This is a genomic window from Citrobacter braakii, assembly GCF_002075345.1.
Lineage (GTDB): Bacteria > Pseudomonadota > Gammaproteobacteria > Enterobacterales > Enterobacteriaceae > Citrobacter > Citrobacter braakii.
In genome coordinates this window covers 106697-118089 of the sequence record NZ_NAEW01000006.1, presented here as the reverse complement: position 1 = coordinate 118089, position 11393 = coordinate 106697, and the positions used below count along the sequence as shown (strand labels likewise).

The following is an 11393-nucleotide window of genomic DNA, read 5'->3' as shown; positions in this document are numbered from 1 at the left end:
TATGTCGCAGGCTGCGCTGAACACGCGAAACGGTGATGAAGACGAAGTAAACTCCTCACGCCGCAATAATGGAACGCGTCTTGCAGGAATACTGTTCCTGCTGACAGTGCTGTGCACCGTGTTTGTCAGCGGCTGGGTAGTGTTGGGATGGATGGAAGATGCGCAGCGCCTGCCATTGTCAAAACTGGTGTTAACCGGTGAACGGCATTACACACGCAATGATGATATCCGTCAGTCCATCCTGGCGCTGGGCGCTCCGGGAACATTTATGACTCAGGATGTGAACATCATCCAGAGCCAGATTGAACGCCTCCCCTGGATCAAACAGGCGAGCGTTAGAAAGCAATGGCCTGATGAATTGAAGATTCATCTGGTTGAATATGTGCCAATAGCGCGTTGGAATGACCAACATATGGTGGATGCCGAAGGAAATACCTTCAGTGTCCCAACCGGTCGGGCCAATAAGCAGGTATTACCTATGTTGTACGGACCGGAAGGCAGCGCAAGTGAAGTGCTGCAAGGGTTCCGCGATATGGGGCAGGTGCTGGCTAAGGACAGATTCACCCTGAAGGAAGCGGCAATGACCGCTCGTCGTTCCTGGCAGTTGACGCTGAATAACGATATTAAGCTGAATCTGGGCAGGGGCGATACGATAAAACGTTTGGCTCGCTTTGTGGAACTCTACCCGGTTTTACAGCAGCAGGCGCAAACCGATGGCAAACGGATTAGCTACGTTGATTTGCGTTATGACTCAGGAGCGGCAGTAGGCTGGGTTCCCTTGCCTCCTGAGGAATCTAATCAGCAACAGAATCAGGCACAGGCAGAACAACAATGATCAAGGCGACGGACAGAAAACTGGTAGTTGGACTGGAGATTGGCACCGCGAAGGTAGCCGCTTTAGTAGGGGAAGTTCTGCCCGACGGTATGGTCAATATCATTGGCGTGGGCAGTTGCCCATCGCGAGGTATGGATAAAGGCGGGGTGAATGACCTTGAGTCAGTGGTGAAGTGCGTACAGCGCGCCATTGACCAGGCTGAACTGATGGCAGATTGCCAGATCTCTTCAGTGTATCTGGCGCTTTCCGGTAAACATATTAGCTGTCAGAATGAAATTGGTATGGTGCCCATTTCCGAAGAGGAAGTGACGCAGGAAGATGTGGAAAACGTGGTACATACGGCAAAATCCGTACGCGTTCGCGATGAACATCGTGTTCTGCACGTCATCCCGCAGGAATACGCCATCGACTACCAGGAAGGTATCAAAAATCCGGTCGGTCTTTCCGGTGTGCGTATGCAGGCAAAAGTCCATCTTATTACCTGCCACAACGACATGGCGAAGAATATTGTCAAAGCCGTTGAACGTTGTGGTCTGAAAGTTGACCAACTGATTTTTGCCGGGTTGGCAGCCAGTTATTCCGTATTGACGGAAGATGAACGTGAACTGGGTGTCTGCGTGGTGGATATTGGTGGTGGTACAATGGACATCGCCGTTTATACTGGCGGGGCGTTGCGCCACACTAAAGTTATCCCTTATGCAGGGAATGTCGTGACCAGCGATATCGCGTATGCCTTTGGTACGCCGCCGAGCGATGCTGAAGCCATCAAAGTGCGTCATGGCTGCGCACTGGGTTCCATCGTGGGTAAAGACGAGAGCGTTGAAGTGCCAAGCGTTGGTGGTCGTCCGCCGCGTAGCCTGCAACGTCAGACTCTGGCAGAGGTCATTGAGCCGCGTTATACCGAGCTGCTCAACCTGGTCAACGAAGAAATTTTGCAATTACAAGAACAGCTTCGCCAGCAGGGTGTGAAACATCATCTGGCGGCGGGGATTGTGTTAACCGGCGGTGCTGCGCAAATTGAAGGTCTTGCGGCCTGCGCACAGCGCGTGTTCCATACACAAGTACGTATTGGCGCACCGCTGAATATTACCGGTCTGACGGATTATGCCCAGGAGCCGTATTATTCAACGGCGGTAGGGCTGCTGCACTACGGGAAAGAATCCCATTTAAGTGGTGAGGCTGAAGTAGAAAAGCGCGTAACTGCCTCGGTCGGATCGTGGATCAAGCGACTGAATAGCTGGTTACGTAAAGAGTTTTAATTTTTAAAGAGACCGACGCAAATTAACGGTCTCAGGCGACAGGCACTACACAAAGTCATTCAAGTTGCATCGCGGCGGCAACTGAGCGAATCTCCTGGAGCATAGTTTACTATGTCACGGGAGTGAGTGAAGGCAGCCAACAAAGAGGCGGCTTGAAGGATGAAGTGTAAAACGGAGAGAGAAACTATGTTTGAACCTATGGAACTAACCAACGACGCGGTGATTAAAGTCATCGGCGTCGGTGGCGGCGGCGGTAATGCCGTTGAACACATGGTGCGTGAGCGCATCGAAGGTGTTGAATTCTTCGCGGTGAATACCGACGCTCAGGCGTTGCGTAAAACGGCGGTTGGACAGACCATTCAGATTGGTAGCGGCATCACCAAAGGTCTGGGCGCGGGTGCAAACCCGGAAGTCGGTCGTAATGCGGCAGACGAAGATCGCGAAGCTCTGCGCGCAGCGCTTGACGGCGCAGACATGGTGTTTATCGCAGCTGGCATGGGCGGCGGTACCGGTACCGGTGCAGCGCCAGTGGTAGCTGAAGTCGCAAAAGATTTAGGTATCCTGACCGTTGCTGTCGTGACTAAGCCTTTCAACTTTGAAGGCAAGAAGCGTATGGCATTCGCGGAGCAGGGTATCACCGAGCTGTCCAAACACGTGGACTCTCTGATCACTATCCCGAACGACAAGCTGCTGAAAGTACTGGGCCGTGGTATCTCCCTGCTGGATGCATTTGGCGCAGCGAACGACGTGCTGAAAGGCGCAGTCCAGGGTATCGCTGAACTGATTACTCGTCCGGGCCTGATGAACGTCGACTTTGCAGACGTACGCACCGTGATGTCCGAAATGGGCTACGCGATGATGGGTTCTGGCGTGGCGAGCGGTGAAGACCGTGCAGAAGAAGCGGCTGAAATGGCTATCTCTTCTCCGCTGCTGGAAGATATCGATCTGTCCGGCGCACGCGGAGTGCTGGTTAACATTACTGCGGGCTTCGACCTGCGTCTGGATGAGTTCGAAACCGTGGGTAACACGATTCGTGCCTTTGCATCGGATAACGCGACTGTGGTTATCGGTACCTCTCTGGACCCGGATATGAACGACGAACTGCGCGTGACCGTTGTTGCGACTGGAATTGGTATGGACAAGCGTCCTGAAATCACTCTGGTGACCAACAAACAGGTACAGCAGCCGGTAATGGATCGTTACCAGCAGCACGGCATGGCGCCGTTGACGCAAGAGCAGAAACCGGTAGCGAAAGTGGTTAACGACAATACGCCGCAAACCACGAAAGAGCCGGATTATCTGGATATCCCTGCATTCCTGCGTAAGCAAGCTGATTAAGAATTAGCTGGAATTTGGGAATTGTGGCTCTTTGTGCTAAACTGGCCCACCGAATGTATAGTACACTTCGGTTGGATAGGTAATTTGGCGAGATTATACGATGATCAAACAAAGGACTCTTAAACGTATCGTTCAGGCGACTGGCGTCGGTTTGCATACCGGCAAAAAAGTCACCCTGACATTACGACCTGCGCCGGCCAACACCGGGGTCATCTATCGTCGCACCGACTTGAATCCTCCGGTAGATTTCCCGGCCGATGCCAAATCTGTGCGTGATACCATGCTCTGTACGTGTCTGGTCAATGAGCATGATGTGCGGATTTCAACTGTAGAGCACCTTAATGCTGCTCTGGCGGGCTTAGGTATCGATAACATCGTTATTGAAGTTAACGCCCCGGAAATCCCGATTATGGATGGCAGTGCCGCTCCGTTCGTTTACCTGCTGCTTGATGCAGGTATTGAAGAACTGAGCAGCGCCAAAAAATTTGTTCGCATCAAAGAGACCGTTCGTGTCGAAGATGGCGATAAGTGGGCTGAGTTTAAGCCGTATAATGGTTTTACGTTGGATTTCACCATCGACTTTAACCATCCGGCGATCGACTCCAGCACGCAGCGCTACGCGATGAACTTCTCTGCGGATGCGTTCATGCGCCAGATCAGCCGCGCGCGTACTTTCGGCTTCATGCGTGATATCGAATATCTGCAGTCCCGCGGCCTGTGCCTGGGCGGCAGCTTCGATTGTGCCATCGTTGTTGACGATTATCGCGTATTGAACGAAGACGGCCTGCGTTTTGAAGACGAATTCGTTCGTCACAAAATGCTCGACGCGATTGGTGACTTGTTCATGTGTGGTCACAACATTATTGGTGCATTCACCGCGTATAAATCCGGTCATGCACTGAATAACAAACTATTGCAGGCAGTCCTGGCAAAACAGGAAGCCTGGGAATATGTGACCTTCCAGGACGATGCAGAACTGCCGTTGGCGTTCAAAGCACCTTCGACTGTACTGGCATAACGACATACGCTGTCGCATAAATTCGACTGGTAAATCTGGCACTCTCTCCGGCCAGGTGAGCCAGTCGTTTTTTATCTTTCGATTGCAAAACCACCTTATCTGAAGCGACTTTTTCCCCACCAACAGATTAAAACACCGTTCGATCGCTGCTTTCTTAAGCATATTTACCCGCGACTTGCTGTCATTACTGCTGTGGAGCGTACGCTTTAATGGTAATATTTATGCGCAAAAAAATGGTTTTGCATTTGTAACCCCAAACGCAGGGTATATCAGGTGGCAATAACGTGAGTGGAATACTGACGCGTTGGCGACAGTTAGGCAGACGGTACTTCTGGCCGCATCTCCTGTTGGGGATGGTCGCGGCTAGTTTTGGCCTGCCTGCGCTCGGTAATGCTGCTGAACCTAATACTCCCGCGAAGGCGACCGCCAGCAATCACGATCAATCTGCCAAAGTTAACTTTAGCCAGCTTGCTTTGCTGGAGGCGACCAATCGCCGCCCGAATTTTACCGTTGACTACTGGCATCAGCATGCCATTCGTACGGTCATTCGCCATCTTTCTTTTGCCATGGCTCCTCAGGCGCTGCCTGTTGCCGAAGAGCCGTTGCCAATCCAGGCGCACCATCTTGCGTTACTGAATACGCTCAGCGCGATGCTGACGCAAGAAGGCAGACCGCCCGCGACCGTGAGTCGCGTGACATATGCCCATTTTACCTCTCAGGCCGCATTTAGCGTTCCGGTCTGGATCAGCCAGCTGCAGGGTATCCGTGCTGGCCCTCAACGCCTCAGCTAAAAAAGAACCTTCCAACTTATAATTTTTGACTCCGCACCGCGGGGCGTTTGAGATTTTATTATGCTAATCAAATTATTAACAAAAGTATTCGGTAGCCGTAACGAGCGTACGCTGCGTCGTATGCGTAAAGTGGTCAATGTCATCAATGCAATGGAACCGGAGATGGAAAAACTCTCCGATGATGAACTGAAAGCGAAGACCGCTGAATTCCGCGCCCGTCTGGAAAAAGGCGCCAGCGTTGAAAGCCTGATCCCGGAAGCGTTCGCGGTGGTCCGCGAAGCGAGTAAGCGTGTGTTCGGCATGCGTCATTTCGACGTACAGCTGCTGGGTGGTATGGTGCTTAACGATCGCTGCATCGCGGAAATGCGTACCGGTGAAGGTAAAACCCTGACCGCAACGCTGCCAGCCTACCTCAACGCCTTAAGCGGGAAAGGTGTACACGTGGTTACCGTGAACGACTACCTGGCTCAGCGTGACGCCGAAAATAACCGCCCGCTGTTTGAATTCCTCGGCATGACCGTGGGTATCAACATGTCTGGCCTGCCTGCGCCAGCCAAGCGTGAAGCCTACAATGCCGATATTACTTACGGTACCAACAACGAATACGGCTTTGACTACCTGCGCGACAACATGGCGTTTAGCCCGGAAGAGCGCGTTCAGCGTAAACTGCACTATGCGCTGGTCGATGAAGTCGACTCCATCCTGATCGATGAAGCGCGTACGCCGCTGATCATCTCCGGTCCGGCTGAAGACAGCTCGGAAATGTATAAAAAAGTGAACAAAATCATCCCGCACCTGATTCGTCAGGAGAAGGACGATTCCGACACGTTCCAGGGGGAAGGCCACTTCTCTGTTGATGAGAAAGCGCGCCAGGTCAACCTGACCGAACGTGGTCTGGTACTGATTGAAGAGCTGTTGGTTAACGAAGGCATTATGGATGAGGGCGAGTCGCTGTACTCTCCGGGCAACATTATGCTGATGCACCACGTGACTGCTGCACTGCGCGCGCACGTGCTGTTTACTCGCGACGTTGACTATATCGTGAAAGACGGTGAAGTTATCATCGTCGACGAACACACCGGTCGTACCATGCAGGGTCGCCGCTGGTCCGATGGTCTGCACCAGGCTGTTGAAGCCAAAGAAGGCGTAGATATCCAAAACGAGAACCAGACGCTGGCATCTATTACCTTCCAGAACTACTTCCGTTTGTACGAAAAACTGGCCGGTATGACCGGTACAGCAGATACTGAAGCCTTTGAATTCAGCTCCATTTACAAACTGGATACCGTTGTTGTGCCGACCAACCGCCCGATGATCCGTAAGGATTTACCGGATCTGGTGTACATGACTGAAGCGGAAAAAATTCAGGCGATCATTGAAGATATTAAAGAGCGTACCGCAAATGGCCAGCCGGTGCTGGTTGGTACTATCTCTATTGAAAAATCGGAAGTGGTTTCTAACGAGCTGAACAAGGCGGGTATCAAACACAACGTTCTGAACGCCAAGTTCCACGCCAACGAAGCCGCAATCGTCGCCCAGGCGGGTTATCCGTCCGCAGTGACTATCGCGACAAACATGGCAGGTCGTGGTACCGATATCGTGCTGGGTGGTAGCTGGCAGGCGGAAATTGCCGAGCTGGAGGACCCGACTCCAGAACAAATCGCGCAGATCAAAGCCGAGTGGCAGGTTCGCCATGATGCGGTGTTAGCAGCAGGTGGTTTACATATTATCGGTACCGAGCGTCACGAATCTCGTCGTATAGATAACCAGCTGCGTGGTCGTTCTGGTCGTCAGGGGGATGCGGGGTCTTCTCGTTTCTATCTGTCGATGGAAGATGCGCTGATGCGTATTTTTGCTTCTGACCGCGTGTCCGGCATGATGCGTAAACTGGGCATGAAGCCTGGTGAAGCAATTGAACACCCGTGGGTGACTAAAGCGATTGCAAACGCGCAGCGTAAAGTAGAAAGCCGCAACTTCGATATTCGTAAGCAACTGCTGGAATATGATGACGTTGCCAATGACCAGCGTCGCGCAATCTACACCCAGCGTAACGAACTGCTGGACGTAACTGACGTTAGCGAAACCATTAATAGCATCCGTGAGGATGTCTTCAAAGCGACAATTGATGCCTATATTCCGCCGCAGTCTCTGGAAGAAATGTGGGATATCCCGGGTCTGCAGGAACGTCTGAAAAACGACTTCGATCTGGAAATGCCTATTTCAGAGTGGCTGGATAAAGAGCCTGAGCTGCATGAGGAAACGCTGCGCGAACGTATTCTGGCAAACGCCATCGAAGTTTATCAGCGTAAAGAAGAAGTTGTGGGCGCGGAGATGATGCGTCACTTCGAAAAAGGCGTGATGCTGCAAACTCTCGATTCTCTGTGGAAAGAGCACCTTGCGGCGATGGACTACCTGCGTCAGGGTATCCACCTGCGTGGTTATGCGCAAAAAGATCCGAAGCAGGAATACAAGCGTGAATCCTTCTCTATGTTTGCATCAATGCTGGAATCACTGAAGTACGAAGTGATCAGCACCCTGAGCAAAGTTCAGGTGCGTATGCCTGAAGAAGTAGAAGCGATGGAGCAGCAACGTCGTGAAGACGCTGAACGTTTAGCGCAGATGCAGCAGTTGAGCCATAAAGGTGACGATTCTGCCGCGGCAGAAGAGCTGGCAGCACAAACTGGCGATCGTAAAGTGGGCCGTAACGATCCGTGTCCTTGCGGTTCCGGCAAAAAGTACAAACAGTGCCATGGCCGCCTGAGTTAAGAAAATAACTTACTGAAAAGGCGCAGAATTCTGCGCCTTTTTTATGGACGATAAAGATGAAAATACTGCAGATCGCCGTCGGGATTATTCGCAACCAGCACCATGAAATTTTTATAACCCAGCGTGCGGCTGATGCCCACATGGCCAATAAGCTGGAGTTCCCCGGCGGGAAAATTGAAGCGGGCGAAACGCCGGAGCAGGCGCTGATTCGCGAGTTACAGGAAGAAGTAGGCATTACGCCGACTCAAAGCTCACTGTTCGAAAAGCTGGAGTACCAGTTTCCGGACCGGCATATCACTCTGTGGTTCTGGCTGGTTGAAAGCTGGGAAGGCGAACCGTGGGGGAAAGAGGGGCAACCGGCGCAGTGGATTGCGCAAGATGCTCTGAATACAGAAGATTTTCCGCCTGCGAATGCGCCGGTAATTGAAAAGCTGATTGCTGGATAAAGGTGTTCGTAGGCCGGATTAGGCAACCCCACCATCCGGCAAATTAGGGCGGGGTCGCTACGCTTGCCCGCCCTACGTTTTAGCTGAATTACTTCTGCTCTTCACTCCAGTCGTCGTTTTCCGACAGATCACCAGAGCTTGGGATACGTTTCTCTTCTGCGGCCCACTCACCCAGATCGATTAACTGGCAGCGCTTGCTGCAGAATGGGCGAAACGGGCTGACTTCACCCCACACTACGGGTTTGCCGCAGGTTGGGCAGTTGACGATGGTTTGTTCAGACATGTTGACTCCTTAACAGCACGCCAGATCAAAATCGAGACGCTCAGGCACCTGGCCATTCTCGCTATCCAGCGGCATAAAGCGAATAGCAAAGCGGCTCTTATGACCAGAAATTTGCGGATAAAGCTGCGAATCAAGCGGCAGCTGCAAGCGAAGCAGATCGGCATCTTCGCCGTTGTCCTGATAAAAACCATTCAAGCTGGTTTGCTTACGGAATGGCGCAGAGTTGCGAATTAAATCCAGCACCAGCGACAGTGCCTGATTGAGCGGATTCAGACTTGCAAGCCAGGTTTCAACCTGCGCGTCGCGATGCGACTGCGGTAGATGTAACCAAATATGCAGGGTCGGCAGATCGAAGCTGCAGCATCCGCCAGGAATGCTTAAACGCTGACGTACAAGGCCAATCAGACGATCTTCGCGCAGCGTCTGTCCAATACGCGGAGCCGAAATAAGAATGCTGCCCGCGCTTTTTAACTGCTGGCGCAATGCGTCGATCCTGTTTTGATCGACGCCGGGAACTTCAACCCAGGCCTGGAGTTTACGCTGTTGTCTTTCCAGCTCTTTGAGGAGTTCGGTACGGACTTCGCCGCGTTCAAATACATCCAGTAAGTCTCCGATGTTGCGGAAAAAATGCAGTGCGCCTGCATGGTCCGCTATGGGTACATTAACGGAGAGCTGTTGGATTAAAAACTCAATGCGCAGCCATGTACGCATCTTCTCATTGAGAGGGTGTTCAAAAAGGACCTGGGTGTGCATTACGGTTTTTCCTGTGAGACAAACTGCAACGCGCATTGCAAATAGAGCGCGTGCAGGCGGGCGACATCCGAGGCGATGGCCTCCGGTGCGCCATTATTATCAATAACATCGTCTGCCACGGCCAGACGCGCTTCGCGCGTTGCCTGGGCAGCAAGAATTTGTTCAACATGCTCACGCGTGACGTCATCGCGCTGCATAGTGCGTCTGAGCTGTGTCTCGGGGGTAACATCCACCACGAGTACGCGGTTGGCTTTTTTATACAGCGAATTTTCCACCAGCAAAGGTACAACCCACAACAGATAAGGGGAGGTTGCTTGCTGAAACTGGCGCTGCGTTTCCTGCTGAATAAGCGGATGGAGCAAGGCATTCAGCCAGCTTTTCTCCTCAGGACTGGAAAAAATGCGTTCGCGTAAAATGCGTCGCTGCAACGATCCGTCGGTAGCTATAACTTCGGTACCAAAATGTTCTTCGATCGCCTTAAGGGCTGGGGTACCGGGTTCAACTACCTGGCGCGCAATAATATCTGCATCAATGACGTTTATTCCGAGGTCAGCGAACGCATTTGCAACGGTACTTTTACCACTGCCAATGCCGCCGGTTAAGGCTACCGTATACCTCATAGATGCAGATCCTGGAGTTTAAGTTTGATTATCAAACAGTTAAAAGTTAAGCGTGCGACGGCGAGGCTGCTGCAGGATTAACCTACTATTCGCCAGGTAAATTTATGGGATTGTAGCGTAAAAAAAGAGAATTTCGCAGTCTTGCGCGGCATTGATTAGTGCGTATGATAGCGTCACTGGAGTTGTGAGTTTCGATTTTTCGCCATTAACCCCAGGAATCCGCACATGCGTATCGAAGAAGATCTGAAGTTAGGTTTCAAAGACGTTCTTATCCGCCCTAAGCGTTCTACTCTCAAAAGCCGTTCCGATGTTGAGCTGGAACGTCAATTTACCTTTAAGCACTCAGGTCAGACCTGGTCCGGCGTACCGATTATTGCCGCGAACATGGACACTGTCGGGACGTTTGCCATGGCAACGGCGCTGGCATCCTTCGACATCCTGACTGCGGTACACAAACACTATTCTGTTGAAGACTGGGCTGCTTTCATCGCAGAGAGCTCTGCTGATGTGCTCAAACATGTAATGGTTTCAACCGGCACCTCTGATGCCGATTTCGAAAAAACCAAACAGATTCTGGCGCTCAACCCGGCGCTGAACTTTATCTGCATTGATGTGGCAAATGGCTACTCAGAGCATTTTGTTCAGTTTGTGTCGAAAGCGCGTGAAGCATGGCCGACAAAAACAATTTGTGCGGGCAATGTGGTTACTGGGGAAATGTGTGAAGAGCTGGTTCTTTCCGGCGCGGACATTGTTAAAGTCGGCATTGGCCCGGGTTCTGTATGTACCACACGTGTAAAAACCGGCGTTGGCTACCCACAGCTTTCTGCGGTTATTGAATGTGCTGATGCAGCTCACGGTCTGGGCGGCATGATTGTCAGTGACGGCGGCTGCACAATGCCGGGTGACGTGGCAAAAGCGTTCGGCGGTGGCGCGGACTTCGTTATGCTCGGCGGTATGTTGGCCGGTCATGAAGAAAGCGGCGGCAAAATTGTTGAAGAGAACGGTGAGAAATTCATGCTGTTCTACGGAATGAGCTCTGAATCAGCCATGACGCGTCACGTTGGTGGTGTTGCACAATACCGCGCTGCGGAAGGTAAAACAGTTAAGTTGCCTCTGCGTGGCCCGGTTGATAACACTGCACGCGATATCCTTGGCGGCCTGCGTTCTGCCTGTACCTATGTCGGTGCATCTCGCCTGAAAGAACTGACCAAACGTACAACGTTTATTCGTGTACAGGAACAAGAAAACCGCGTTTTCAATAGCCTGTAAGAACAGGTAGTACTA

11 protein-coding genes are annotated in these 11393 nt (G+C 51.9%); 8 read left to right on the top strand and 3 right to left on the bottom strand.

The window, feature by feature from the left end:
* The first annotated feature begins 1 nt into the window (after position 1).
* The 7 genes from ftsQ to mutT all read left to right on the top strand — a co-directional run bounded on the left by ftsQ (position 2) and on the right by mutT (position 8453).
* Positions 2-835: a cell division protein FtsQ gene (ftsQ, locus tag BZK42_RS14670; RefSeq protein ID WP_080859369.1), complete on the top strand. Its 834-nt coding sequence runs from the start codon at positions 2-4 to the stop codon at positions 833-835.
* Positions 832-2094 (top strand): cell division protein FtsA, encoded by a 1263-nt coding sequence (gene ftsA / locus BZK42_RS14665; protein ID WP_003018755.1) that lies wholly within the window; start codon positions 832-834, stop codon positions 2092-2094. Before ftsQ ends, ftsA begins: the two co-directional genes overlap by 4 nt.
* Before the next feature lie 186 nt (positions 2095-2280).
* The gene (gene ftsZ, locus BZK42_RS14660) at positions 2281-3432 is read left to right on the top strand and encodes a cell division protein FtsZ (RefSeq protein ID WP_003018753.1); all 1152 of its coding nucleotides are present in this window, start codon (positions 2281-2283) and stop codon (positions 3430-3432) included.
* A 100-nt stretch (positions 3433-3532) separates the two neighbouring features.
* The gene (gene lpxC, locus BZK42_RS14655) at positions 3533-4450 is read left to right on the top strand and encodes a UDP-3-O-acyl-N-acetylglucosamine deacetylase (RefSeq protein WP_006686706.1); all 918 of its coding nucleotides are present in this window, start codon (positions 3533-3535) and stop codon (positions 4448-4450) included.
* A gap of 284 nt (positions 4451-4734) precedes the next feature.
* On the top strand, positions 4735-5241 hold the full coding sequence (gene secM / locus BZK42_RS14650) for a secA translation cis-regulator SecM (RefSeq protein WP_029139762.1): 507 nt from the start codon (positions 4735-4737) through the stop codon (positions 5239-5241).
* Positions 5242-5301: 60 nt separating this feature from the next.
* Complete coding sequence (secA, locus tag BZK42_RS14645; protein WP_016151702.1) at positions 5302-8007, top strand: preprotein translocase subunit SecA; 2706 nt, start codon at positions 5302-5304, stop codon at positions 8005-8007.
* Between the two features lie 56 nt (positions 8008-8063).
* Positions 8064-8453 carry an 8-oxo-dGTP diphosphatase MutT gene (mutT, locus tag BZK42_RS14640; protein WP_016155691.1) on the top strand — a complete coding sequence of 130 codons (390 nt, stop codon included), beginning with the start codon at positions 8064-8066 and terminating at the stop codon, positions 8451-8453.
* Between the two features lie 88 nt (positions 8454-8541).
* Here the strand turns inward: mutT and yacG are convergent, their stop codons facing one another.
* From yacG to coaE, 3 genes are read right to left on the bottom strand one after another with little or no spacing between them, the layout of a single operon-like run.
* The gene (gene yacG / locus BZK42_RS14635; protein WP_016151704.1) at positions 8542-8736 is read right to left on the bottom strand and encodes a DNA gyrase inhibitor YacG; all 195 of its coding nucleotides are present in this window, start codon (positions 8734-8736) and stop codon (positions 8542-8544) included.
* 9 nt (positions 8737-8745) lie between these two features.
* Positions 8746-9489 (bottom strand): cell division protein ZapD, encoded by a 744-nt coding sequence (zapD, locus tag BZK42_RS14630; protein WP_016151705.1) that lies wholly within the window; start codon positions 9487-9489, stop codon positions 8746-8748.
* Positions 9489-10109, bottom strand: a complete 621-nt coding sequence (gene coaE / locus BZK42_RS14625; protein WP_046275369.1) for a dephospho-CoA kinase — start codon at positions 10107-10109, stop codon at positions 9489-9491. The genes zapD and coaE overlap by 1 nt, the downstream gene beginning before the upstream one ends.
* A 225-nt stretch (positions 10110-10334) precedes the next feature.
* On the opposite strand from coaE, the gene BZK42_RS14620 reads away from it, so the two are divergent.
* Complete coding sequence (locus BZK42_RS14620) at positions 10335-11378, top strand: GMP reductase (protein ID WP_003829510.1); 1044 nt, start codon at positions 10335-10337, stop codon at positions 11376-11378.
* The last annotated feature ends 15 nt before the right edge of the window (positions 11379-11393 follow it).

Coding starts and splice junctions, on each gene's coding strand:
- ftsQ (WP_080859369.1), top strand. CDS start 2: ATGTCGCAGGCTGCGCTGAACACGCGAAACGGTGATGAAGACGAAGTA.
- ftsA (WP_003018755.1), top strand. CDS start 832: ATGATCAAGGCGACGGACAGAAAACTGGTAGTTGGACTGGAGATTGGC.
- ftsZ (WP_003018753.1), top strand. CDS start 2,281: ATGTTTGAACCTATGGAACTAACCAACGACGCGGTGATTAAAGTCATC.
- lpxC (WP_006686706.1), top strand. CDS start 3,533: ATGATCAAACAAAGGACTCTTAAACGTATCGTTCAGGCGACTGGCGTC.
- secA (WP_016151702.1), top strand. CDS start 5,302: ATGCTAATCAAATTATTAACAAAAGTATTCGGTAGCCGTAACGAGCGT.
- mutT (WP_016155691.1), top strand. CDS start 8,064: ATGAAAATACTGCAGATCGCCGTCGGGATTATTCGCAACCAGCACCAT.
- yacG (WP_016151704.1), bottom strand. CDS start 8,736: ATGTCTGAACAAACCATCGTCAACTGCCCAACCTGCGGCAAACCCGTA.
- zapD (WP_016151705.1), bottom strand. CDS start 9,489: ATGCACACCCAGGTCCTTTTTGAACACCCTCTCAATGAGAAGATGCGT.
- coaE (WP_046275369.1), bottom strand. CDS start 10,109: ATGAGGTATACGGTAGCCTTAACCGGCGGCATTGGCAGTGGTAAAAGT.
- BZK42_RS14620 (WP_003829510.1), top strand. CDS start 10,335: ATGCGTATCGAAGAAGATCTGAAGTTAGGTTTCAAAGACGTTCTTATC.